Source organism: Actibacterium sp. D185-2 (genome assembly GCF_054954595.1).
The window spans coordinates 19,881-44,902 of the sequence record NZ_JBPWNX010000019.1 but is presented as its reverse complement, the minus strand read 5'-3'; the positions used below and the strand labels follow the sequence as shown (position 1 = coordinate 44,902).

The 25,022-nt window shown below is 62.5% G+C and carries 22 protein-coding genes and 1 pseudogene; 2 read left to right on the top strand and 21 right to left on the bottom strand.

Annotated elements, in window-relative coordinates; all coding sequences use genetic code 11:
- Positions 1-781 precede the first annotated feature (781 nt).
- The 12 genes and pseudogenes from ACSR1C_RS18465 to ACSR1C_RS18410 form a co-directional block, all read right to left on the bottom strand.
- A pseudogene (locus tag ACSR1C_RS18465) lies at positions 782-1,483 on the bottom strand (transposase); the annotation flags it as partial.
- A 325-nt stretch (positions 1,484-1,808) separates the two neighbouring features.
- Positions 1,809-2,687 carry a helix-turn-helix domain-containing protein gene (locus ACSR1C_RS18460; protein ID WP_054540642.1) on the bottom strand — a complete coding sequence of 293 codons (879 nt, stop codon included), beginning with the start codon at positions 2,685-2,687 and terminating at the stop codon, positions 1,809-1,811.
- 309 nt (positions 2,688-2,996) lie between these two features.
- Positions 2,997-3,767: an SDR family NAD(P)-dependent oxidoreductase gene (locus tag ACSR1C_RS18455; protein ID WP_054540643.1), complete on the bottom strand. Its 771-nt coding sequence runs from the start codon at positions 3,765-3,767 to the stop codon at positions 2,997-2,999.
- Positions 3,768-3,945: 178 nt separating this feature from the next.
- Positions 3,946-5,589 carry a flavin-containing monooxygenase gene (locus ACSR1C_RS18450; protein WP_460260551.1) on the bottom strand — a complete coding sequence of 548 codons (1,644 nt, stop codon included), beginning with the start codon at positions 5,587-5,589 and terminating at the stop codon, positions 3,946-3,948.
- A gap of 84 nt (positions 5,590-5,673) precedes the next feature.
- On the bottom strand, positions 5,674-6,588 hold the full coding sequence (locus ACSR1C_RS18445) for an alpha/beta hydrolase (RefSeq protein WP_054540645.1): 915 nt from the start codon (positions 6,586-6,588) through the stop codon (positions 5,674-5,676).
- Positions 6,589-6,687: 99 nt separating this feature from the next.
- Positions 6,688-6,951 (bottom strand): hypothetical protein, encoded by a 264-nt coding sequence (locus tag ACSR1C_RS18440; RefSeq protein WP_054540646.1) that lies wholly within the window; start codon positions 6,949-6,951, stop codon positions 6,688-6,690.
- 501 nt (positions 6,952-7,452) lie between these two features.
- Positions 7,453-8,883 carry an NAD-dependent succinate-semialdehyde dehydrogenase gene (locus ACSR1C_RS18435; RefSeq protein WP_054540647.1) on the bottom strand — a complete coding sequence of 477 codons (1,431 nt, stop codon included), beginning with the start codon at positions 8,881-8,883 and terminating at the stop codon, positions 7,453-7,455.
- Positions 8,884-8,885: 2 nt separating this feature from the next.
- Positions 8,886-10,115 carry a CaiB/BaiF CoA transferase family protein gene (locus ACSR1C_RS18430; RefSeq protein ID WP_054540648.1) on the bottom strand — a complete coding sequence of 410 codons (1,230 nt, stop codon included), beginning with the start codon at positions 10,113-10,115 and terminating at the stop codon, positions 8,886-8,888.
- On the bottom strand, positions 10,112-10,906 hold the full coding sequence (locus tag ACSR1C_RS18425; RefSeq protein ID WP_054540649.1) for a crotonase/enoyl-CoA hydratase family protein: 795 nt from the start codon (positions 10,904-10,906) through the stop codon (positions 10,112-10,114). The genes ACSR1C_RS18430 and ACSR1C_RS18425 overlap by 4 nt, the downstream gene beginning before the upstream one ends.
- A gap of 17 nt (positions 10,907-10,923) precedes the next feature.
- A complete protein-coding gene (locus ACSR1C_RS18420; protein WP_054540650.1) occupies positions 10,924-12,060 on the bottom strand; it encodes an acyl-CoA dehydrogenase family protein in 1,137 nt (378 codons plus the stop codon).
- Complete coding sequence (locus tag ACSR1C_RS18415; protein WP_162231845.1) at positions 12,060-13,064, bottom strand: acyl-CoA dehydrogenase family protein; 1,005 nt, start codon at positions 13,062-13,064, stop codon at positions 12,060-12,062. The genes ACSR1C_RS18420 and ACSR1C_RS18415 overlap by 1 nt, the downstream gene beginning before the upstream one ends.
- Positions 13,065-13,085: 21 nt before the next feature.
- Positions 13,086-13,268, bottom strand: coding sequence for a hypothetical protein (locus tag ACSR1C_RS18410; protein WP_054540652.1), 183 nt, complete (start codon positions 13,266-13,268; stop codon positions 13,086-13,088).
- Positions 13,269-13,489: 221 nt separating this feature from the next.
- Between ACSR1C_RS18410 and ACSR1C_RS18405 the strand changes: the two genes are divergently transcribed.
- Complete coding sequence (locus ACSR1C_RS18405) at positions 13,490-14,284, top strand: IclR family transcriptional regulator domain-containing protein (protein ID WP_054540653.1); 795 nt, start codon at positions 13,490-13,492, stop codon at positions 14,282-14,284.
- Positions 14,285-14,506: 222 nt separating this feature from the next.
- The gene (locus ACSR1C_RS18400; protein ID WP_054540654.1) at positions 14,507-15,340 is read left to right on the top strand and encodes an IclR family transcriptional regulator; all 834 of its coding nucleotides are present in this window, start codon (positions 14,507-14,509) and stop codon (positions 15,338-15,340) included.
- 163 nt (positions 15,341-15,503) lie between these two features.
- On the opposite strand, the gene ACSR1C_RS18395 is transcribed toward ACSR1C_RS18400, so the two are convergent.
- The 9 genes from ACSR1C_RS18395 to ACSR1C_RS18355 form a co-directional block, all read right to left on the bottom strand.
- Positions 15,504-15,740 carry a hypothetical protein gene (locus ACSR1C_RS18395; RefSeq protein WP_054540655.1) on the bottom strand — a complete coding sequence of 79 codons (237 nt, stop codon included), beginning with the start codon at positions 15,738-15,740 and terminating at the stop codon, positions 15,504-15,506.
- A 66-nt stretch (positions 15,741-15,806) separates the two neighbouring features.
- Positions 15,807-16,736: an SDR family NAD(P)-dependent oxidoreductase gene (locus ACSR1C_RS18390; RefSeq protein ID WP_054540656.1), complete on the bottom strand. Its 930-nt coding sequence runs from the start codon at positions 16,734-16,736 to the stop codon at positions 15,807-15,809.
- Between the two features lie 27 nt (positions 16,737-16,763).
- The gene (locus ACSR1C_RS18385; RefSeq protein WP_054540657.1) at positions 16,764-17,939 is read right to left on the bottom strand and encodes an acyl-CoA dehydrogenase family protein; all 1,176 of its coding nucleotides are present in this window, start codon (positions 17,937-17,939) and stop codon (positions 16,764-16,766) included.
- A gap of 54 nt (positions 17,940-17,993) precedes the next feature.
- Entirely contained in the window at positions 17,994-19,052 is a 1,059-nt protein-coding gene (locus tag ACSR1C_RS18380) for an acyl-CoA dehydrogenase family protein (protein ID WP_054540658.1), read from the bottom strand.
- 13 nt (positions 19,053-19,065) lie between these two features.
- Positions 19,066-19,911 (bottom strand): MaoC/PaaZ C-terminal domain-containing protein, encoded by an 846-nt coding sequence (locus tag ACSR1C_RS18375; protein ID WP_054540659.1) that lies wholly within the window; start codon positions 19,909-19,911, stop codon positions 19,066-19,068.
- On the bottom strand, positions 19,908-22,025 hold the full coding sequence (locus ACSR1C_RS18370) for an acetate--CoA ligase family protein (RefSeq protein ID WP_054540660.1): 2,118 nt from the start codon (positions 22,023-22,025) through the stop codon (positions 19,908-19,910). Before ACSR1C_RS18370 ends, ACSR1C_RS18375 begins: the two co-directional genes overlap by 4 nt.
- Before the next feature lie 2 nt (positions 22,026-22,027).
- Entirely contained in the window at positions 22,028-23,179 is a 1,152-nt protein-coding gene (locus tag ACSR1C_RS18365) for a thiolase (RefSeq protein WP_054540661.1), read from the bottom strand.
- A 1-nt stretch (position 23,180) separates the two neighbouring features.
- A complete protein-coding gene (locus ACSR1C_RS18360) occupies positions 23,181-23,549 on the bottom strand; it encodes a Zn-ribbon domain-containing OB-fold protein (protein WP_054540662.1) in 369 nt (122 codons plus the stop codon).
- A 451-nt stretch (positions 23,550-24,000) separates the two neighbouring features.
- On the bottom strand, positions 24,001-24,948 hold the full coding sequence (locus ACSR1C_RS18355; RefSeq protein ID WP_054540663.1) for a LysR family transcriptional regulator: 948 nt from the start codon (positions 24,946-24,948) through the stop codon (positions 24,001-24,003).
- Between the last annotated feature and the right edge of the window lie 74 nt (positions 24,949-25,022).

The window sequence follows — 25,022 nt, the reverse complement described above, 5'->3', positions numbered from 1 at the left end:
GAGTGGAAGCGCGCCGTGCGCGAATGGCACGCTGTCAGAAGTCAACTTGCCATCATGTTCGAAGACCGCTTCCCCATGGCGTAAGAAAGCGCGTCAGGGCACAAAATTTCACACAGTCTCGCATAGCGACCTGCGCGTAGCTTCCGTAACGCTGAATGTCACAAACGGTTCTCTGACTGCGGCTTTGTCAAGCGGGTGAGCGGTTTGTCCGTCCGGGGTCATGGTTCTCTCCGAGGTCGCGGGTTTCGCGCCTCATGATGGTGTTCGGTGGCGGATCGTCTCCAATGTCGTTTGCGGGGTAAGCGGCACGGGGCCGCGCCCAACCGTTTGTGCGAGATCAATCTTCCTCCGTCCCGTCGGGACTTCGCTCCCCGCTTCCGGGGCGCGAATTCAGATCAGGCAGCGGCCTCCTTCGCCCATTGATATTCGGTTTCGTTCTTCCAGAGTGTCAGCATGAGAACGGCGATCTTGCGTGCAGTCGCCACTGCCGCCTTGCGGAACCCGCGCCGTCCCGCGAGACGCACGGCCCAGCTTTTCAAGGCCGAGAGGCGTTTGACCTGACGAATGACGCAGGATGCCGCCTCGAACTGCAGTCCGCGCATCGCGCCGTCACCGCATTTGGAGACACGACCTGACCAGTCGATTTCACCGCCGAAATCCACGTCCGCATCGCACTCATGAACCGCTTCAACGCCCTCGGCACCGCCGAGATCGTCCGCGTGGCTTGAACCCGAAGGGGAAAGGGGAACTCACGCCTCAAGCCGCCTTTCTGCAACAATGCCATCACGTTGGCTGCCTTATAGAGCGCTGCTCGGAGCCCCGCATCCCCGGCCTTGGTAATTGCGCCTGCAATGGAGCGCTCCCCGGATTCGTCCCGACCGGGAGTCAGTCCAACCCAAGGACCGATATCGCGTGATCTCCGAAAGCGCGTGGGATCGTCGACCGCAGCCTGCAGCATCGTATTTCCAGCAGCCAGTTCCCTGATACGCACATCGTAGCGGACTTTTGAGACCGGCCCGATCTTCAGACCAAAGTTGCGCAACACACCACGCACCGACAGTTCCAGGTTTATCAGCGCATTCTGTATCGCTTTGCGCGCCGTTAGCAGCGCACGTGTTTCTTGAGCTGGAACCGACTTGCAATGCACTTCGCTGAACCAGCCCATTTGCAGAAGACGAGCGATGCCTTGTGCGACCCGTCGATCAGTCTTGATGGCGCACGCGTTCAGTGCCTTCTTTACCCGGCGCGTTTCCATCAAGACCACCGGCTGCCCAGCCTCGGATATGCCTTTGTGCAGCCATTGCGACAAGGGCCCGGCTTCTAGGCCGATCCCGGTGATTGCATAGGGCAGATCTTTAAAAAACGAGACCAGCGCTTCCGGCTCGCTGATTACGTCAGCTTCTTTCAATATCTTGCCGCGTTCACCAAGAACGCAAACAGCGGTGCTTGCCAGAGAGACGTCCAGCCCGATAAAGATTTCCATGTCGTTGTCCTCTTCGCTCGTAGAAATTGAGGCGCACCTTGTGGCAAAGCCTCGCAGACACACTTCATGCGTGTCATTGGGCAACGACACCCTGTCTACTACGCCGTAATCAAGCAAAACGGCTGAGATACGCGCCGGGCCCATTACGGTATCTCTCCAAAAACGGCGAATGCCACCCGCAGAGCCCGGGACGGCCACGGCGCGCGCGGCCGCCTCATGCGCGCTTCAACCCGCCGAACCGGCCCGGAACAGCAGAAAACCGTGATAAATCGAGGTGCCCTACAGTCGAATGTTGGGGGTCGACCTGGAGGCAGCCTGCCTCAGGTCACGCAGACCGCCGATATTCTGCGGGCGTGACGCCAACCATCTTGCGGAAGGTCCGGCAGAAATGACTTTGGTCTGAAAACCCGCAGTCAAGGGCCACCGCTTTCATCGCGATATTGCCCTTTCTCAACATCGACTTTGCACGTTCGATCCTCTTGCGGACAATGAAAGAGTGCGGTGGCTGACCAAACTCGGCCTTGAACTGCCTGGAAAAGTGGAAAGGGCTCAGCGCGACCGTGCTTGCCAGGCTTTCCAGACCGAAGTTCTCACATAGATGTTCCTCGACAAATTCGAGAATCCTGTGTCTCTGCCGTGCGCTGAAGACGGCGGGATTCACGTTCGGGAGATCGACCCTCGCGAACCGGCGCAACAGATGAACGGCGATCTGGGTTCGGACGGCGTCGACCAGAAGCTTCTGACCAGGACCACCATGCGCCATCTCATCCTCGAGAACCTGAAGGCACTGCGGAATGACCGTATCGACGCGGCGGAGGTGATCGTCGATCTCGATCGATGTCGGCTCGCGCTCGAAAACCTGTGCCGCGGTCTCGGCAAGGGAGTCGTGGCTGAAATAGATATGCTTCACGTCGATCGGCTTGTCCCAATGCCAGGTCGACTGCTCGGCCCGCGCCAGCAGGGACACGACGCCGCGCTCCACGGTCGCCGTTTGCCAGGGGCCGCCGCTGCGTCGCCGCATGGTCGATTTCCCGCCCTGGTAGACGACGATCATGTAGTCGCGCATCTCGGGGATGTCCGCTTCCTGCTCATCGTATTGGTAGCCCATCAGCGTGATGCCTTTCCAGCCGAGGCATGTGCTGTCGAGCGTCCTGTTTCCGGGTATCCACTGCGGGATCAGGTCTGGTGGTATCAGATTGTTCATGTTTTCCTCCCTCAGGGAAGAGGTGCCCTCCCCGGCACCCCCATGTTCGATCAGTCGGTGGCCGCCAATTCCTGCGCGTCGATCACGATGCCGGCCTGCAGTATCCGTCTTGATCAAGCGGATTTGGGTGTCAGACCCCTTGCACGAACGGCAAAGGCGGATGCTGAGCACATCTTGCGACCAGTATGGTTGTCTCGCGGCGGTTCCAAACGACAGACCCGACCACGGCATCTGTTGCTTCCCTGGCCGCCGCCAATCTTGTCGAGCGCCGTTTCGCCCCCGCTTCGCTGCAACGCACGCGCAGGATCGTTATTTTGCGGTGAAACCCCCGTCCACGGGAAGAGCGACGCCTGTGACGTAGGCAGAGTCGTCCGAGGCCAGCCAGAGGGCGGCCTGCGCCATGTCTTCGGGACGACCGAGCCGTTTCAACGGCACGGAATTGACCATCATTTCCTTGTTTCTGGCGGCCTCCTTCGGATCACCCTTCCGGCTGGTGAATTCGAAGGCCATCGGCGTCTCCGTCAGACCGGGACAGATCGCGTTCACGCGCACATTGTCGAGGGCGTAGGTCTGGCAGAGGGATTTGGTCAGGCCGACGACAGCGAATTTGGCTGCGGAGTAGAGTGGGCTCCACATCGACCCCACGAGTCCGGATATCGAGCTCGTGAAAATGATTGACCCGCCCCCGCGTTGACGCATGTGGCCCACCGCCTCGCCGGCGGCAATGACTGCGGCTTCGACATTTACGGCGAGCGACTTGCGAAACGCTGCCATATCCACTTGTTCGATGCCGCCCGGTCCGGGTATCCCCGCATGAGCCCAGAGAACATCAAGGCCGCCCAACGCCTTGACGGCGGCGTTAAGGCTGTCGCGTGCGCCGCTTTCCGTCGAAAGGTCGGCGGCGATGGTGATGATGTCGAAGCCTTTCTCCTTCATCTCCGCCTTGAGCGAAGCCAGTCCTTCCTCATTGAGGTCGATCGCCGCAACGCGCGCGCCCTCTTTCGAAAAAAGTTCCACGGCGGCCTTGCCCATGCCGGATGCGGCGGCGGTGATGACCGTAAGTTTGTTTGCGAGACGCATAATCTCTTCTCCTTCGCTTTTGTGTTTTACTGTGCTCGGGCATCGGAACCGACCGGTCCCGAAGTCGTCTCTCGAAGTTCAAGGCGGTCGCCCAGTCTCCCAAGGGCCGCGCGGCCATTTAGCCGTCGAACCCTGGTGGCGCTGTGTGTCTACCTACCATTTGCCAGACACCCGTCCATCAAGCTTTTTGGAAACCCGAGAGCCCCTCTGCGATCGACTTCTCGCATGCCTCGAGATACGAGGGCAGCCCTGCCGGATACATGAGCAGTTCACGCGGCTTGCCGGGGATGTTCGCGCCCATGTACCAGGAGTTGGCCTTGGGGAAGAGCGTCATGTCGGCCACCTCCAGACAGAACTTGCGCCATGCTTCCTCGGCGTCGGATTGAGCCTCGATCCGGGTCACGTCTTCGGCACGCAGATTTTCAAGGATCTTGACCATCACGCCTCCCTGTGCCTCGGCGCAGGTGGGACCATTGCAAAAGCCGCTCGGGCTTTGCGGGCCGTAGAGGAAGAACAGGTTCGGGAACCCCTTCGTGGCCATTCCCAGCTGGGTGCGCACGCCATCGCTCCACTTCTCGCCAATCGTGCGGCCGTCAACCCCCTTTATGTCCAGCGAGGTCAAGCCGCCGGACACCGCATCGAAACCTGTCGCCAGGACGATCACGTCGAACTCGTACTCGCGTTCGCTGGTCTTGATCCCCTTCTCGGTGAAGCACTCGATTGTCTCGCGCTTCAGATCGACCACATCGACATTGTCCCGTTGTACGACTTCATAGAAGTTCTGCTCCAGCGACGGACGCTTGACGCCGTAGGGATGCGGCGGCTCTTTCGGTGCGTAGATCTCGGCAAGCCTGGGATCCTTGATCCGCGCCAGAACCTTCTTGCGCCAGAAGTCATACTGTGCGCGGTTGGACTTCTCGTCGAAGATAACGTCCTTGAAGTTGTTCAGCCACCACCAGAAGCCACCGCGCTGCCAGATGCGCTCGAATACTTCTTCACGGTCCTCGTCCGCGATATCGAAGACACCCCAAGGGGAAAAATCGTAGTTGAAGCCGCCGAACGTCTTGAGTCGCACTGCCATGTCGGCAGGCATGTCGCGCCACATCTCCTCGTTGTCGGTTTCGCTCATCGTTCGCTGCCACATCGGAATGGCCAGGCAGGGTGTGCGAACGAAATGCGTCAGGTGGCTGGATTCCGGGGCCGTCTCCTGCACGACCTGAACCCCGCTTGCGCCCATGCCGATCACGGCGACGCGCTTGCCGGTCAGATCGGCGCCTTCCTGAGGCCAGAGTCCGGTATGATGGGTCTCGCCCCTGAAGCTCTCGAGCCCCTTGAAAGCCGGAATATATGGTTTGGCCGCGAATCCGGTGCAGAGGACGAAGAAGCGCGCCACGAAATCCCGACCGCCCTCGGTGTGGATCGTCCATTTGCGGCTGGTCTCGTCGAACTCGGCGCCGGTCACGCGCGTGTCGAGCATGACGTCCTTGCGCAGATCCCACCTTGAATCGACATGGTCGAAATACTCGCGGAGTTCCTGCCAATCCGGATAGAGTTCCTTGAACGCCCAGTCTTTCCACAACGCGGGATCCGAGTACTGATAAAGCGCCCCGTGGCTATCCACGCGCGCGCCGGGATAGCGGTTCCAGTGCCAGATGCCGCCGATATCCGAACCAGCCTCGAGGAGCTTCACTTTGAAGCCCTTCTCGCGAAGCTTGTGAAGTTGATACAAACCAGCGAAGCCGGCGCCTACCACGACAACGTCCAACTCGCCCTCGCCCATTTCGAGCTTCGTGTTCGAGTGCACTTTTTCGGCAATGTTCATTTGCGTCCTCCCATGATTTTCGTGGCGCCCGGACGAATCGTCTTCGCCCGGATCGCGCGATTGGTACAATCTTCCCTATGCGACTCAGCTCAGACCAAGCTTCGGACGAACCCACTCGGCCATGCGCTTGATTGCATCGTCGGCTTCAGGCGCGGTTCCCGCGAGAAACTGGAAGACATGCTGCATGTCGGGGAAAACATCGATCTTGACGTCCGCGCCCGCTTCCTTCGCCCGCTCCGCTATGCGCCGGCTGTCGTCGAGAAGAGTCTCGGCGTCTCCGACCGTGAGGTATATCGGCGGGAATTTCGAATAGTCGGTGTAAAGCGGATTTGCCAAAGGATCCTTCGGATCGCCCTTCTCACCGATGAAAAGACTGCCCAGGTTCCTGGTGGTGTCGCGCGAAACCAGCGCATCCCTGTCCTTGTTCGTTTCGTAGGTCTCGCCCGAGAGATCCATTCCGGCCCAGGGGGACATCGGCATGGTCGCCACCGGAAGCGGCAACCCCTTTTCCCGCGCGGCGGCGATTGTGGTGAGCGCAAGCGCGCCGCCGGCCGAGTCGCCCGTCAACGCGATATGCTCCGGCTTCAACCCCCCGCACTCCAGCAACCAGCGATAGGCGGTGACCATGTCATTGACAGGACCGGGATGCGGATTCTCGGGGGAGCGCCGGTAATCGACGATCAGCGCCCGGCAGCCGACCGCCTTGGCGATATGGCCAAAGAGCTTGCGGTGGGAGTACATCGAGCCGACGACATAACCGCCACCATGCGAGCAAAGCAGAACGCGATCATGCACGGCACCGTGGGGGATCGCCCACATCGCCGGGATCCCTTCGACCGCGATCTCCTGGTAGTCGACGCGCGTCGGATCGGCGGTCACGTCGCCCCAATGGCCGAACAGACGCCGGATTTCTTCAAGCTCCATGTCGGGCTTGGCCGTCATTGCGGTGACCCACGACCGGTAGAGATCGGCGAGCGCTTCAGATTCCTTGCTTGGCATATCGTACTTCCTTCCCTTGGTTGGTAAATGGCCGGTCCCCGGATGGGGATTCCTCGCCTGGAGTTGACAAGAGCGCGACGGACGTCGCTGTTGCGGAGGCTATGCAGCCTCGCGGACAGGCCCAAGGCCGGTGCGGGTGGCGCCCCCGGCCTGATGGGTCTGCGTGACGTGCACGGCATCGGGGAAACAGATCATTCCGCCTGTCATTCCGCCCGCGTGATCGCGCGCGACGCCATGTACGCCGAGGGCCCCGAAAACACCCGTGCTCCGGGTGCTGATCCCGCCTTCGGCGAGCGCAACGCTGCTCGCCTTCTCCGGCGAAAGCGGACCGCAATCCACCACCTTCATTTCAGTGTTTGCCATGCTACCGTTCCTCCTCCGCTCAGGTATTACCGCCCCGAGACAGCCCCCCTGGCCTGCTGCGACAATGCGCCTGAGCAACCGACGGCCCAGTCCACCTTCCCGCTCCCAGCTTTCCTCCAAAGCTGCCAGCGGGGCTCCCCATTTTGACATTTTCAAGCTTATAGGCGAATGGCGCCCTGTCAATGAAATTGTACTTCATCAAATGAAATGCTACATAAGATCGAGGCCTGTCGCCTATCCCCGAACCGGGAACAAATGTGCGACGAGCACGCGATGCCGAGCGACTGATGATGTGCGCGCGAGGTGCCGGGCGCCGCAAACCAGGCCATTGCAATGCTCGTGAGGGGGTGCGGCGTGGCTGGACTTTCAACGCCCGCCGTCAGCGCATTTGTGCAAGAGACGCCTGAAGCATGATCTTGCTGCGATGCCCGCCCCAATCTGGATGGGGCGGGCCTTTTGACATTGATTTCCGAAGACTTTCGAAACCTTCTCAGGGTTGCATCATGATTCCCGTGCGGTGACCAGGAACGGTGTCAGGTAAGCGCCTATGCCTTCCATCCCCCCTTCCGACCCCATTCCGCTGTCAAGCACACCACCGAAAGGTGTCTCGGGCATCGCCAGGGCGAAATGATTGACGCCCAGCATCCCGGCCTTGATGCCGGAAACGATGCGATGCCGCGTTAGCGAATCTCCGGTGAAGGCATAGGACGCGAGTCCGACCGGCATCCGATTCGCTTCTGCCAGCGCGGCGTCAATATCTTCAACCTTTGCCACCAGAGCCAGCGGGCCGAAGGGCTCTTCGTTCATGGCGCGCATGTCGGCCGTCATGTCCGCCAGTACGGTGGGGGCAAAGAACCAGCCCTGATTTCCGATCCGTGCACCGCCCGCAGCGACGCGAGCGCCCTTGGACACGGCGTCATCGTACAGCTCTTGCACTTTGGTCATCTGCGCTGGGGTTGTCAGCGGCCCCATGGCTGTCTTCGGGTCTGCCCCGTTGCCGACAGTGATTTTCCCAGCCGCTTCGGCCATACCTGAAACGAAGTCGTCATAGAGAGGGGCCTCGACCAGAAACCGCGTTGGCGAAACGCAGACCTGCCCCGCATTTCGGAACTTCCACTCTGCCGCCAGCGGAACCAACTGGGACAGATCGGCATCGCGGGCAACGATCACCGGTGCGTGGCCGCCCAGTTCCATGGTGACTTTCTTGAGTTCATGGCCGGCGGCGCTGGCGAGCAGACGCCCGACGCGGATGGACCCGGTCAGGGAAATCTTGCGGATCTCCGGCGCCTTGATCAGCGTGTCGGAAATTTCCGCCGGATCGCCCCAGATCAACCCGATGGCCTTGGGCGGCAATCCCGCGTCAAGCAGCGCCCGGCAGATGCGCCAGGCCGTCATCGGCGTTTCCTCCGCCGGCTTCAGGACCACGGAACAGCCCGCCGCCAGCGCCGGCGCAAGTTTCTGCATCACCGTGAAGGCGGGGAAGTTCCAGGGTGTAAAGGCCGCGACCGGCCCGACGGGCCGTTGATGCACGGCCCATGTCATGTTTTCCGTCCGCGACGGGACAAGGCGGCCATAGGTGCGGCGACCCTCTTCGGCGCACCAATCCAGAGTGTCGGCGGAAATCATCCATTCGCCCCGCGCCTGCGCCAGGGGCTTGCCCTGCTCACGGGTCATGTCGGCGGCGGCGGCGTCCGCCTGTTCCCGCATGATCGCTGCGGCAGCGCGCAGGATCTTGCCTCGTTCAAAGGGTGAAACGGCGGACCACTCGGCAAAGCCCTCGGCGGCAAGTCGCGCCGCCTCGATCGCCTCGGCCCGGCCCGCTTTGGGGATTTGGGCGATTTCGGTTTCGGTCGCCGGGTCCATCAACGGTAACGTTCCCAGGGTTCCCGTGTCCCGGGCCTCTCCGTTCAGGATGAAGGTGGGGTGAGTCATTGTCATTTCCTCCCTTGATTTGGCTCTGGCAAAGAGATTGCTCCCGTCGCGGAAAGCCGCTGGATTTCAGTGTCGTCGAGCCCCAGACCACGCAATATCGCCGAACCATCAGCCCCAAGCGCCGGTGGTGCGCGCCGGATCGTGGCAGGCGAGGCGGTCATGATCGGTGGAAACCGGACCTGTGGCGTGTCCTGTCCGGCAGGGGTGGCGACGGGCACGACCATGCCGCGCGCCTGCACCTGCGGGTCGGCAAAAACCTCCGGGATGCGGTTGATCGGTCCGCCCGGCACTCGGGCAGCCTCCATCGCGGCAAGAAGGTCAGGGCTGTTCCAGCCGGAGATCTCGCGTTCAAGTTCCGGCTCCAGCGTCGCGCGGTTGCGATTGCGCAGTTCATTGGTCAGATAGTCGGGGTGTCCAGCCAGGTCGGCCCGGCCCAGCACCCGGCACAGCGCAACAAACTGTTTGTCGTTGCCCACGGCAACGATGACATGCCCGTCAGCCGTCGCAAAGGCGCGGTAGGGCACGACATTGGGATGTGAATTGCCCATGGGGCGAGGTGTCACGCCACCGATAAGCCAGTTCATCCCCTGATTGGCCAGAATGGCGACAGATGTATCCAGCAGGGCGCAATCGATGTACTGCCCTTCACCGGAGCGTTCGCGGTGGTGCAGGGCGGCCTGAATGGCGATGGTGGCGTAGAGGCCGGTAAAGATATCTATGACCGGCAAGCCGACCTTCACCGGGTCGTCGGCAGATTTGCCGGTGACGCTCATCAGTCCGCCCATGCCCTGCACCAGAAAATCATAGCCGCCGCGCCCGGCATAGGGTCCGGTCTGGCCGAACCCTGTAACGGAACAATAGATCAGCCGCGGATTGATCGCGCGCAAGCTGTCATAGTCCAGCCCGTAACGCGCCAGATCGCCGGTCTTGAAATTCTCGACCAGGATATCCGCCTCGCGGGCCATGCGCCTGATGAGCGCCGACCCCTCGGGCAGGGCCATGTCAATGGCGATTGACTGCTTGTTGCGGTTGCAGGTCAGGTAATAGGCCGAAAACTGCTCTCCGCCCAGCTCGGCCGAAGGCGGCCCCCAGGCGCGCGTGTCATCGCCCGCGCCGGGTCGTTCGACCTTGATCACCTCGGCCCCCAGATCGCCCAGAATCTGCGTGGCCCAGGGTCCCGCCAGAACCCGAGAAAGATCGAGCACCCGGATCCCGTCAAGCGCGCCGGTCATGATCTGGATTTCTCGATGCGCGCGCGCATGGCCGCAAGCGCCCTGGTGTAGTCATCTGTTTCATGTGCAAGGGCCTGCATGGCCGATGACAGCTCCAGCGTGACGGACAGATCACGGTTATAGGCCTGACGCAGCAGCCGGCGGGTCATGCGCACGGCGTGAGGCGGATTGGCGGCAATGCGTCCGGCAATGGCGCGCGCCTCGGTCATCAGCGCGTCGTCCGGAACCACGCGGCTGACCAGCCCATAGCTCAGCGCGGTTTGCGCATCAATCGTGTCGCCGGTCAGCGCCATTTCCGAGGCGCGCGCAAAGCCCACAACGCGCGGCAGCAGCCACGCGCCGCCATCGCCCGGCACGATGCCGATGCGGACAAAACTTTCGGCGAACGTCGCAGACGCGCCGGCGATGCGCAGGTCGCACATCAATGTCAGATCACAACCGGCACCGACTGCGGGGCCATTGACCGCGGCGACGATGGGCAGGTCGCAATCCTCGAAGGCAAGCGGCAGCCGTTGAATCCCGGCCCGGTAGTTGCGCCGCGTGATCGCCGGAACCTTGTCCACCAGCCCTTGCCCCGGCGACATCGACTTGATGTTCCCGCCCGAGGAAAAGACGGGCCCCGCCCCCGTCAGCACAATCACCCGGGCCTCCGGATCAGCCTGCACTTCGGTCAGCGCGGCAAGAATCGCCTCGATCATCGGTAATTCCGAAATGGCGTTGCGGGTTGCCGGCGCGTTGAGCGTCATGGTCACAATGCCCGCCGCGTCACGCTTTGTCGTTACAAGTGTCATGTTCTCTTCCCTTTTCTTCAGCGTAGCCCGAGGCCACGGGCAATGATTCCACGCAGGATTTCGCGGGTTCCTCCCCGTAGCGAAAAACTGGGGGCGGCGAGCAGGATGCGCCGAAACACCGCCGCATATTCGGGGTCAGACGCATCTTCGCGCAGAACGCGCCGCGCGATTTCCGGCACGTCCTGTTCGAACAACGCACCGAGATCCTTGACGATTGCAGCCGCCAGAACCGGCTGTTCGCCCCGCGCCAGACGCCCGGCGACCGACAGCGACATCTGCCGCAGCACCATCAGCCGGGCGACCATGCGACCCAGATCGGCGGTTTCTGCCGATCCAGGGATGCGTCTGACGCAGCGCAGCAGCTCATCCACCAACACGAAGGATGAAAGGAACCGGTCCGGACCGCTGCGCTCGAACGCCAGTTCCGACATGACTTGCGCCCAGCCGTCGCCTTCCTTGCCCAAGAGGGCGTCGGGGGGCAGCGCGACATTGTCAAACGACACTTCGTTGAAGTGGTGCTCACCGCTGATGTCCAGAACCGGGCTGACGGAAATCCCCGGAAGGCTCATGTCCACGAGAACCTGACTAAAGCCGCCGTATCGGGTTTCGGCCTGGCTCGTGCGGCAAAAGACGATCATGTAATGCGCCTTGTGCGCGTAAGTCGTCCACAGCTTGGTTCCGTTCAGGACATAGCCATCAGCCGTCTTTTCGGCCCGTGTCCGCGCGGCAGCCAGATCCGATCCGCTGCCCGCCTCGCTCATGCCTATGCCGAAGAAACAGGTTCCCGCAGCGATGCGCGGCAGGATGGTCCGGCGCTGTTCCTCGGTGGCATGGCGCAGGATCAGGGGCGCGCTTTGGCGATCCGCGATCCAGTGGGCCGCGACGGGCGCCCCCGCCGCGAGCAGTTCTTCGACGACGATATGCCGGTCCACGGCACTGCGGTCATGGCCGCCGTATGCTTTCGGCAGGGTCATGCCCAGCCAGCCACGTTCGCCCAGTTTCTTGCTGAAATCTGCGTCGAACCCGGTCCAGGATCGTGCCCGTTCGCGGGCTGGCAGATCCAAAAGCGCCTCGGCCAGAAAGGCGCGGACATCATCCCTCAGCGCCGCCTGCGCCGGAGTTGTCGTTTCAAGCGGAAATGTCGGAAGTGCCATCATGCCACCTTTGCCAAGTCGCAGGCGGTCAGTGCTGGCCACAGACCCCGCTCGGGTTGGTTTTGCGCCCAGTTCGCCAGATATTCGGCCCATTGCGATTCAGATCCGTCCTCGTCGCGCCACGCCCACAGACGGCGGGTCAGCAGATGCAGGGAATATTCCTCGCTAAAGCCGATCGCCCCATGAACCTGATGCGCGATTGACGCGGCTGCCGTCGCGGCCTCTGCCGTGCGCAGCTTTGCCGCCGCCGCAGTCAGAACGAAAACCTCTTCCCCTTGTGTCATGAGCGCCTCAAAAGCTGCCAGCGCCATGTCGGCGGCAACGGTGGCGGCACAACTTTGGGTCGCAAGAATGGCCAATTGGTGTTGGATGACCTGAAACTTTCCCAGTGCGCGCCCGAATTGTTCACGCTCATTGCAATAGCGCAGGCACATATCGGCAACCGCCTCGATTGCGCCGGCCATCTGCACGGTGCGCAAGGTTGACATGAGCGCGCGCAAGGCCACGGGGGACATTGCGATACGAGCCTGCGGCGCGGTCGGTTCCTGAACGATCAGACTATCACGCGCTTCGCCCGCATGGTTGGTGCCCGGGTTCCAAAGATCGGCGGTGGTATGGATCAGCGACAGCCCGACACCGCCATCCAGTTCGGACAGGCGGACGACCGCGCGCAGATGACGCCCGAATGGCACCGCCTCCACGCCGGCCCAAGCCAGCGCCAGAGGCCCGTCGAGCGATCCCAGCCCGGCCTGCGACAGCACCCAGTTGGCCAGCAGCGTTTCGCCCAGCGGCAGGGCGACGGCACGGGCCGCCGCCACCCGCACGGGGGCAAAGGCTTCGCGGGCAGAGAAACCGAATCCACCGTTCTCTTCGCGCAGCAAGGCAAGCGGAAAGCCCGCCTCTTCGGCAGCCGACCAGAGCGCCGGGTCGAAACCGTCGCCCCCGCAGCCGGCGAAAAGCTTCTCCGATGTCTCAAGGACCATGGAGTATGTCGAATTGTCCATTGCATCACCCTCGGCCATGGCTCAGACCCACCCGCTCGATGCCGACACGAAGACTGGCCCGAAGGCCGACACGAAGACTGAGCCCACGCGGGCAAGCGCCGCCAGCGCGATGTCATAAGCGGCGATCGCAAGAAGCTTCCGCGCGACGCCAGACGCCATCGCGCCGCCTACGGCACCAAGGCCGACAAATGCAGTTCTGGACATGGTCTCTCCTGATTCGAATGATTTCACCAGCTGAAACACTATTTCATTTAAACTTTAGCGCTCCTGATGCAAAATGCAACCCGGTTCGACAGGCTGTTCGCCGATCACAAAGACTGCTAGGTGAGGCTGCGGACGGGGGAATTTTTTGCTAACACATCCACTTCATTCTCGACCGGTGGAAGCGCCGGTTGGGGAAATGACAATGTTAGGGGGTAACTGATATGGCCTATCAACCGGTGATTGCGGCACTGAGGGTGCTAGACGTTCTGGCTGCGATCAGCAAGACAGCCGGAAAGGCCACTGTCGGTGAAATTCACCGCCTGACAACGCTGGACAAGGCAACGATCGTGCGAATGCTGACCACGCTGGCCCATGCCGGATATATTGTGCGCGACAGCGACAACCGGACCTACCGCGTCACCGGTAAGACCCTGCAACTCAGCGCGGGCTACAACCGGCATCAGGCCATCGGGTCAATTGTGTCAGAGGATCTGGCGCAGTTCCGGCAATTCATTGGTTGGCCTTCGGATGTGTCGATCTTCGACGAGGACGCAATGCTGGTCGTCGAGACATCTCGGGAAACCGAGCCGATGCGCTTTTTCCGCAAGCCCGGATATCGGGCACCGATGCTTTACACCAGCCTCGGGCGGTCCTATCTCGCCTTCTGCCCGGAAGAGGAACGGCAAGCTTTCCTGGAGCGCGCGCAGAAGAATCCCGCACCGGAATTCGCCCTCGCGCGCGCCCCGGATGCATTGGAAGCGCTGCTCGAAACCGTGCGGGCGCGGGGCTATGCCACGATGGACGATGGCTATTCGCGCGAAAACTACGAGTCGCAGTTTTTCAGCATCGGCGTCCCGATCCGGACGCACGCGCAGGTGTTCGGCTCCATGAACATCATGTATCTGCGCCGCGCCATGACACCTGATGAGGCGCGCGATCAGTTTCTCGCGCCGTTGGTCGAGGTTGCGGACAAACTGGCCGCGAAACTCGAAATGCATACGGGCGACGTCGCCTGATATGTGTCGCTGCCGCGCGTCCCGACCATTCCAATCCCGAAGGACTTCCCAGATGCCACAAGCCATAGGCTTCGTGGGCCTCGGGGCTATGGGCTTCGCGCGGCCGGCTCGATAAGCTGCTATCGCCACTTGGCTGTATGGGAATTGTTCAAGGCGAACAACGTACTTTCGAATTCGTCCTGGCCATTCTATGATAGGCTGAAAAGCCGAATGGAGTGAGGCATGAAAGAGGTGCAAGGGATCGTCGGCGAGGAAAAGGCAAACGAGACGACGCGCGGCGCTCAGAAGTTTGTCGGCGCAGTCGAGAATGCCATTTCCATCTTGCGTTTCCTGTCCCATGACCACGCGGCGTCGGGTGTCGCCCGAATTGCACGTGAAACCGGCATCAACGTTTCGACCACGTTCAACATCCTGCGCACCTTGGCGAATGAGGGTCTGATTTCGATGAATCCGGCGACTAAGGAATATAGACCCGGACTCGGCCTTCTCGAATTCTCCATTCCCCTGCTTGGCACCAACCAGATCGATCTGCTGCACCCTGTCCTGGAGCAGCTTTCGGTCGGGCACCGGGCGTTAATCGGCCTGTGGAAAGTCACGCCCCATGACCGCATCGTGCTTGTGGATCGCGTCGTGGAAGGCAAGACGGTCCGTGTCGACATGGCGCTCGGATCGCGCCTCCCGGCTCTTGCCGGCGCAGTGGGCCGCTGCATCGCGGCGACCCGCCGACTGCCGAAATCGGAACTGCAACGCCGGTTCAACTCGCTACGCTGGCAGAACGCACCGACTTTCGAGGAGTATGCCGCAGACGTGGAGCGTGCCCAGTTGACGGGTTACGCCTTCGACCACGGGAACCTCTTCCAGGGGCTCGACATTGCGGCCGCCGTCATCGTTGATCACGAGGGCCGGGCGCGCTTCGGTATCAGCGGCATTGCCATCATGGGCCAGATGACGAAGACGGAACTCGACGCATTGGCCCGCGAACTGCGGGATACGACGAACCGCGTTTCCGCCAATCTTTACGGCACCCACGAGGACCCGCGCGTGACGGATGCCTAGATGGCGTAATGGGTCGGCTTTTCATTCGTAGCCAGTTGGTTGGCTGTCCGGCTCCTTGCCCTCCTTCGCTGCGACGTCTTCACGACCCCCTGCGATCGGCTTACTCCGCCTTGGCCGGAGACTGGCAGACGCCGCCCCGGAATTGCACACCGCCGATCAGGTGTCAGGCTTGTCGCTGATCCGTTCCGCTATCGTCGAAATCCTCGGCGATCAGTTTGCGAACAACGCTGACCGGAAAGAACATCCGCAGCGGCGATCCGGCGCAATGATCGACGAGCAGATCGCCGCCATAGCTGCCCCCGCGAATGCTCTGGTCTCGCTCTATCATCGAAAAATAGTCTGCCGGACCGATGTTGCCGGCGTCGATGAAAGTATCCTGCTTGATAAGCTCACGTGTCACCTGTCTTCGGGGCCGTCACTTCAACAAGATCCGGGAAAAGCCCGCTGGTTGTTTCCCCCTGGCACCTCAGATCGGATCCCAAGAGAAGACGTCGCCCGAACGCTCCAGCGGGGTGAAACCCGCCTGGAAGGCTGGTAGGGCGCGTTCTGCAATCAGGGCCGGCGTCCAGCCATCTCCCGACTGGACGCTGCGGATCGGTCGCATGGCGTTGAACAGGAACAGCTCGTTGAGGCGCGCCGCGAAAACCTGCCCGGTAACACCCGCCGCCGCCGCCGCCGCCGACGCCAGGAAGACGACGAGCGGCGCGTTGGTTTCCGGTGTCATGCGCTTCATGCGCTCGACACGCGCCTGCTCTTCCGGTGTCGTTGCCGGGATGGAGCTGGTCATCCGGCTCCAGGCGAAGGGCGCGACGCAGTTCGAGCGCACGCCGAACCGGCTCATGTCCAGGGCGATTGATTTCGAAAGGCCGACGATGCCGAGCTTGGCTGCGGAGTAATTCGCCTGGCCGAAATTGCCGATCAGCCCCGAGGTGCTGGTCATATGCACGAACGCGCCGCTGCCCTGGGCCCGGAACGGCTCGGCCGCCGCACGGCTCATGTAGAAGCTGCCGTTCAGGTGGACGTTGATCACCGCTTCCCAATCGGACGGGTCCATCTTGTGGAAGATGACGTCCCGAAGGATGCCGGCATTGTTGACCACCACATCCACCTGTCCAAAACTGTCCATCGCCATCTCGATGGTGCGGCGCGCGGCATTCCATTCAGACACGCTTTCGCTCGAGATGATCGCCTGCCCGCCGATCTGCTCGATCATCGCACGGGTTTCCTCGGCGGGTGCGCTGGAACGCTCGCCGCTTCCTCCCAGTGAGACGCCAATATCGTTGATTACCACGCGGGCACCCGCCTTGGCGAATTCCAGCGCGATGCCGCGCCCGATCCCGCCGCCCGCCCCGGTGACGACCGCAACCTTGCCCTCAAGCCCCAAACCCACTGTCATTTCGTACTTCCTCCTTGAATAGGCGCTTTATCGGCCGAGACCGAGCACTTGCCTGGCAACAATGTTGCGTTGAATTTCGGATGACCCGCCATAGATCGATGTCGGACGCGCCTGAAGGAAGACGCTGCCCGGATAGAGCGTCGGCGCGTCGGGCACTTGCCCGGCAAGCGTTCCCAGTTCCCCGGCAACGTCCATGATGCGGTCTGCGATCTTCTGGTAGAGCGCGGATTGGTTGATCTTCAGCATGGAAACGTCGGGACCCAGCGTATCGCCACGTCGCACCTTGTCTGCGAAGGTCGTGTAGAAGGACTTGTGGTCCTCGAGCTCCATGCGCAATCCGTTGAGGAGCGATGCATAGTCGCCCCTCTTTCCCAGATGGTCGCAAAGCCGCTCAAGATGGTCGAGCGCGCCTTCCGATTGCTTTGGCGAGCCCAGGAACAGGCGTTCGAAGCCAAGGAGGTTCTTGGCGATGGTCCAACCCTCGTTCACCGCGCCGACAATCGCGTCGGCGGGAATGCGGACATCATCGAAGAAGACCTCGGCAAATTCGTCATGCAGGTCGATGTTGATGATCGAACGGACCGTCACGCCGGGCGTATCCATCGGCACCAGGAAGAAGCTTATGCCCTTTTGCTTGGCGGCCTGAGGATTCGTGCGGGCAAGCACGAAAATCCATTGTGCGTCCATGCCCAGCGTCGTCCAGACCTTCTGGCCATTGATCACCCACTGATCGCCTTCGCGCACGGCAGAGGTCCGCAGCGCCGCCAGGTCGGAGCCGGCATTGGGTTCGCTGTAGCCTTGACACCAGATGACTTCGCCCGAGAGGATCTTCGGCAGATGGTAGGCGCGCTGCGCATCGGTTCCATGCGCGATCAGGAGAGGACCGACCATGGTCACTCCGGTATCGGGCAGTCTCGCACAACCATAGCGCTCCATTTCCTCGATCAGGATCAGCAGCTTCGAGGGCGTCAGTCCCATCCCGCCATATTCGCGCGGCCAGCCGGGTGCCAGCCAGCCCTGCTGCGACAGTATCTTGTACCATGGCATGGCTTCTGCAGCGTGCAACCGCTTGGGAGGACTGCGCAGGTCCTGCGGATAGTTGGTAGCGATCCAACCACGCACCGCAGCGCGAAAGTCGGTATCCGAAAGCAGGTTCAGATCCGCATGCGGCTGAGGTGCCGTCAGGCTAGCGGTGGCTGTCATTTCGTTCTCCCCTGGAAGCGGGTGCGCTTCCGAAAAAAGCCGCTGTGATCCCGCTCATGGCCGCCCCTCCGTCAGGCTGCCGTAGCGTTGGCGATGGAAGCCGGCACTGCCGTAGCGCGGCGCCAGCACCATGGCGCGGCGCAGGAACAACCCGATATCGGCCTCGTCGGTGTAACCGATGGCACCGTGCAACTGCACCGCCTCTCTGGTGACCAGCATGGCGGCATCGGCCGCCCGCGCCTTCGCTCTGGAGGTGATACGACGGCAGTCGTCGCCCGCATCGAAGGCCTCGATGGCATCGTGCAGCACCGCCCGCGTCAGGCCAATCTCGATTTCCATATCCACAGCCCTGTGCTGCAGTGCCTGGAAATGGCCGATAGGTTGGCCGAACTGGACGCGTGTCTTGAGGTAGTCAAGCGTGATGGCAAAGGCGCGCTCCATGATCCCAAGCAAGGCCGACGCCGTGGCTAGGGCCGCCGCTTCAAGGGCCTTCGCATCGGGCGCGGACAACCGGTCCGCCTCGACCCCATCGAGGATCAGGGTCGCCGTGTGACCGCCATCGACGGTGTCTTCAATTTCAAGCGACAGGCCCGCGGCTTTCGCGTCGATCAACCAGCAGGCTTCACTCGAAACGACAAGAAACGCATCGGCGGCGGCGGCCATGGGCACGAAACGCCGTCTTCCCGAGATCCGCCCCTCGGCCTCGGTGATGTCTCCGGCGATCGTGAGGCCATCGGGGGCATCAAGCCAGGCCGGCAAGATGAGCCTGTCACCGCTCAACGCTTCGGCAGGTGCGTCCTTGCCCATGAGATCAAGCGCAAGCTGGGCCTCGATGAACGGTTCGGGCAGCAACGCCGCGCCGACCTCGCCGGTGAGCGCCGCATATTCGGCCATGCCGAGACCGGCCCCGCCCGCCGCTTCCGGCAGCCGAAGTCCAAGCCAACCCATCGCGGAGATCTCGCTCCAGCGGCCTCGGTCCAGCCCCGGCCTGCCAAAGCGCAGCTGTCGAACAGCCTTGAGATCGCCATCGCGCGCAGCAACGCCTGCGGCGCTTCCGACCAGCATGCGCAGCCCCTCAAGCCTGTCCTCGCCCGTCGCGTTTACTACATCCATCGCCGTTTCCTCCTCATTCGAATTGGGCGAGACCGTTTGCGAGCACCACCACATCGCGCTCTGTCACGCGCATGCGGAATGAGCCGTCCGGCCAGATTTCCGTAAGCAGGGTCTCTCCCGGCAGGACCGTCGAACTGAAACGAACATCAAGCCCCTTGAGCCGCGTCGGATCGCCTGCGCAAAGCGTCTTCACCAGAGCATGCGCGGCGATGCCCAGGGTGCACAGCCCGTGCAGGATGGGCCGCTCGAATCCCGCCCTGGCGGCAACATCAGGATCAAGGTGCAAGGGATTGTTGTCGCCATTCCAGCGATACCAGAGCGCCTGTTCGGGCCGCGTCTGCATCTTGCGGACATATGCGGGCTCGGTTTCGGGCAGCACATGGGTCTGCTTCACCGGACCGGTCGGCCCCCCGAAGCCTCCGTCCCCGCGCAGGAAGGTGGTGGAACGGGTCGTCGCGTAGAGCCTGCCATCCTCCGCGTCGCGCAATTCCTTTTCGGTATAGAGCAGCGCGCCGCGCCCGGCGCCCTTGTCGATGATGCCGGTCACGCGGGTCTTGCCGATCACCACACCTTCAGGCGGCAACGGGGCATGCAGCGTAATGCCTTGCTCACCATGGACGAGGCGCAGCGCATCGACCCCGGTATCGGGGTTGGCAAGCCAGAACCCAGGATGCCCGAGCACTAGGGGCAGGGTCGGAAAGGGGGTCAGCGCGCCTGCGCCGACGAACCCCAGATCACCCCGGTCCATCGGGTCCTGTCCGACGCCGATAGATAACGCATAGAATGCGCACTCGCGCGGACCGTAGCTCTGGCGGACCTCGGGAATGTGGTAGGCCCTGATCTTTTCGTAGTCGATCATGGCAAATCCTCCTCATCGCACTCGATCACCGCGTCGAGCGCGAAGGCCCCGTCGGGCAGCGCGAGCACCGGATTGAGATCAATCGCGCGCAGGCGAGGGCCCGCAGCGGTGGCAAATGCGGAAAGCCGTGACAACATGGAGGCAAGCCCATCTATATCAACGGGCGCGCGGCCGCGTGCCCCAGTCAGGATTGCCGCAGCCTTGATCGACAGGATCATCTCCCGCGCCGACGCCTCGTCGAAGGGGCAGGGGCGGATCGCCACGTCGTTGAGAATCTCGACAAAGATCCCGCCCAGACCGAAGACGGCGACAGGGCCGAAGACGGGGTCGCGGCTAATGCCCATCAGGCATTCGACGCCCCCCGAAAGTTGTCGGGCCACCAGGATACCGGCAATGCGCGCCGCGGGAGCAGCCCTGCCGACGGTGTCGAGAATTTCTTGATAGGCAACGCGGGCGGACTCGGCATCGGCCAGGTTCAGCCTGACACCGCCGATATCGGACTTGTGAACGATGTCGGGAGAGACAATCTTCATCACGACAGGGAAACCGAGTTCGGTCCCGGCGGCGGCGGCGCTTTCCGCCGAGTGTACGATCCGTTCGGGGGCAGCCGCGATGCCTGCTTTCGCAAGAAGCACCTTTGCCGCGTATTCGTCGGGGCTGACGGCTGGCAGGTGAACATCCGGCAGATCCGGCAGACCCTTCGGCTTTCGCGCCATCATTTCGCCCACCCGTCCCATCGCCGCAATGGCCCGCACGGCCCGGCTTGGATCGGAAAATACAAGGAAACCAGCCTCCTCGTAGGCGCGCGTGACGGCATCATCCGCGATGATGCACAGCGCCAGCAGCCGCTCGGGAAACTCGGTCCGGATCTTGTGCAAGGTTTCGCGCAGCTTCGGCGCGAGCGTCGCGCTTCCAGCCACATAGGTCATGAAACACAGGATCGACTGGTATCCGCCATCCCTGATCGCCGCGCGGGTGAACTCCTCGAACAACGACATGTCGTTCAGCGCCTGGGCCGTGCAGTCAAGCGGATTGGCCGGAGCGCCATAGGGCAGAAGCTGTTTCAAGCGGACCTGCGCCTCGGCCGGCATGGCCGGCATCGGCAAGCCCAACAGTTCCGCCTCATCGCTGGCGACAATCCCCGCGCCGCCGCTGATGGTGATTACGCCGAGACTGTTGTGGACGGGATAAATCCGCTGCCGCGCCGCGTAGGCGAAATCAAGCATCTGTTCGGTATCGCGCACCCGGATGACGCCATGCTCGGCAAGAACCGCCTCGGCCACAGCATCGTCCCCGGTGAGCGAGGCCGTATGCGAGGCGGCCGCCGAAGCACCGATGGAGCTGCGTCCGGATTTCAGCATGAAGACCGGCTTGCCGGCTGCACGCGCCGCATCAAGGGCGGCGATCATGCGGTCCGCGTCACGAAAACCCTCCTGATAGGCGCAGATCACGTCCACCGCATCGCTGCCGGCCATCCAGCCGATGGCGTCGGCGACCGTCACATCCGCCTCGTTGCCGGTGGTAACCAGAACCGAGGTCCCAAGGCCGCGCATCCGCGCCACGGCCGCAAGATGCGTTCCGTAAGCGCCCGACTGGCTGGCGATGCCGACATTGCCCGGCAGGGGGAATGCCATTTCCAGAAACGAGGAGAAGGTGCCGTAATACCCCACGGCGACATTGTAGACCCCCAGCGTGTTGGGACCGAGCACGCGCATGCCGTAGCCACGTGCAATGGCCAGCACTTCGGCCTGGATTTTCTCGCCTTCCGCACCCGTTTCGGCAAAGCCCGCGGAAAACAGCGTGACCGAGCGGCACCCCTTTTCGCCAAGCGCCCTGACGATCTCGGGCGTCTGCTTCGCCGCGACCGCGATGATGCCGGCCTCTGGCGTCTCGGGCAGATCGGCGACCGAGGCATAGCAGGGCAGCCCCTGGACCTCGTCACGGCCGGGATTGACCGGCAGGATGCGCCCCTTGTAACCGCCGCTCAGCATGGCCGCTATCGGGCGTCCGCCGATACGCGCAGGATCCGCGGATGCGCCGATGATCGCGACGGACCGCGGCGCCAGCAGCGCGCCAAGGGATGCGAAATCATGGGTGCGGGGCTTTGCGGTCATGGTCACAGCACGGCCTCCGAACCGAGAAAGGCCGTAACCTGGCTTGACAGTGTGCCACCATTGCCATGCAGGAGTGCGACATCCGCCGTCTTCAACTGGCGCTCGCCGGCTTCCCCCCTGATCTGGGCCACGCCTTCGGCAATCAGGAACATGCCATACATTCCCGGATGCACGCAGGACAGGCCGCCGCCGTTGGTGTTGACCGCCAGTTCCCCCCCCGGTGCGATGCGCCCGTCCTGAACGAAGCGGCCGCCTTCGCCCTTCGGGCAAAAGCCGAGATCCTCCAGGAAGAGGATGGTGTTGATCGTGAAGGCGTCATAGAGCATGACGAGATCGACCTCGCCGCGGGTCAGACCCGCCATTTCGAAGGCGCGCGGCCCGCTTTCACTGGCGGCGGTCACGGTAAGGTCGGGCATGGCCTGAATGGACCGATGCCAGTTCGCGCCGGCCGCGCCGAGGAAATAGACGGGCTTTTGGGGGAAGTCCCTGGCCCTGTCCGCCCGGACGAGAATGCAGGCGGCGGCGCCATCGGTCACCAGACAGCAGTCGCCGGCAGTCAGGGGATCGCTGACCATGCGCTTCGACAATACGTCGTCGCGGGTCAAGGGGCCACGCGCAAAGGCATCGGGGTTGAGGTTCGCCCACTGGCGCGCGGAAACCGCGACATCGGCCAGCATGTCCCGCGTGGTCCCGAACTGGTGCATGTGCCGGCTGGTGGCAAGCGCATAGGCCGTGATCGGATGGCGTGGCGCGTAGGGCGTCTCGTGCCATTGCGGTTCGGACATGGAGACGAGGCGGCCGCCTGCCGTGCGCTGGTTGGAACCGTAGCAGATCAGCGCCACGTCGCAGAGTCCCGCCTCCAGCGCGAGAGATGCCTGCAAGAGATGCATCTCGAAGCTGGAGCCGCCGACATTGGTGCTGTCGAAGTATTTCGGCTTCAGGCCAAGATATTCGGTGACACTCATCGAGGCAAAGGCGTGGCTGCTGGTCGCCGCGAAAACCGCGTCGATATCGCCGAGTTTGAGGCCGGCATCCGCCAGCGCCGCATGGACGGAAAGCCCCAGAAGTTCAATGGCCGAGTAGCCGGGCGCCTCACCCACGCCCGCCACACCCATGCCGACGATCGCTGTTTTCCCGCGAATGGAATGGCTCATGTCACTTCTCCTCCGGATCGAAGACGACGCGCGGATTTGCCCCCGCCTCGATCCGCGCCCTGACGCGGGAACCGATGGGCAGCGTCAGGGCGCCGACAACCGTGGCCATCATCCGCGGCCCCTCGTCAAGGTCGATGAGCGCCACGTTGTAGGAGCCTTCGCGCTTGCGATTGACCGTGATGGCATAGACCGTGCCGCCGCCGGAGGCTTCGACCCAGCCGAGATCGACCGCGCCAGAAGGTGCCATCACCTTCGGATAGAAGACGTATTCGCCCGTTTCGCGGCTGCGCTGGATCATGAAACGTCCCTCGGCCAGGAACCTCTCGTAAATCGCCTGCGGCCCGGCGGTTGCTTTTGCTGTATCGTCCATCATTCCCCTCCTCGGATGAGGATGCTGGCACGGCAGAACCACATCTGCCTCGTGCGCATACCCCATTTGCTAGTCATGCCGGCCAGAAGCCGGAGATGCCTCCACGTGCAGTTCCATCGCTTCCGGGAGGGTTGGCGCGGGGGGCCGGGCAACCTGCACGGTTCCAAGATCTGCAGCCCACGGCATCGCAACCTCCCATTGCAACGCAGGATCAACCATCAGACTGATTTTCGCATAAAGAATGGCTTTCGTCTATGAGAAAATGGTGTAGTCCGGCATGAACGATACGTCCGTGCCGTTAGGGGGCGGTCACATCATCCATGCCAGGCCGAGGCCAACTTCTACGCAGCTCTGGAAACTGAACCCTTGGCCGCGCAACCAACCGACATCAGGCTCCGGCAAACTCCGGGGCGCGTCAGTCCCTTTCGGACCCACAGAAAATATCACACTATCAAACCGTCGAATCAAACACCGAAGCGCCAAGCCAGCGCGTTCCGGTCCAGCGCTCGCCCTGCACCTGTTTGCGCATCAACTCGCGCAGTAGCGACATTACCGCCGCGCAAGCATGGCTTGAGGCTTCGGCCAGCGGTCCCACCAGATACACCTCGCGCAGGCAGTCTGCGGCGTGCCAGCGGACGACTTTCAATGTGCCAGCCGCAGCTTCGCGCGCGACCGCATGCAAAGGAAGGATCGAGACGCCTTTCCCGCGTTCGACCAACTCCTTGATGTTCTGATAGGAATCCAGTTCGATATTCACGGCCAGCCTGATCCCTCTGGCGCGGGCCCAGCCTTCCAGAAGCTGGCGCAGCCCATGCGCCGGTCCGGGCAGGATCAGCGGCAGGTCCAAAAGCGCCGAGGCCTCGATCTCGGCCGAGATGTCGTGACCGGGCGGGACCAGCAGAACCAACTCTTCCTGCAGAAGGAGCTCTGATCGGAAACGCGCATCGGTGGCTGGCAGATAAAGCACGGCCAGGTCAACGCGGCCCTCGCGCAGCCAATCCAGCACGAAGCCGCTCATCGCCTCGGAGATGGTCAGCCTTACGCCGGGAAGCTGCGCCTTGGCCGCCAGCACCAGATCCGGTGACAGGATTCCGCCGATCGTGCCGGGCAAGCCCAGCCGCACGTCGCCTTGCGGCTCGCGCCCAAGGTTGCGGATGTCGTCTTCCAGCCGCGACATGTCGATCAGAAGACGCCTTGCCCGTGCCAGCAGCATCTCTCCCGCTTCGGTCAGCTTCACCCCGCGCGCGCCGCGCAGCAGAAGTTTGGTGCCCAGATGCTCCTCCATGTTGCGCAGATGCAGCGACAACGCGGGCTGGGCGACGTTCAGCCGCTGCGCCGCCGCCGAGATCGACCCCGTCTCGGCAATCGCCTGAAAGTAGCGCAGCTGTCGCAGATCCACCGACGGCCCTCCTTCTTGTTCAATCCATCATATTTCGGTATGGCTGTAGTCGCAATTATATATTTGTGCGATGT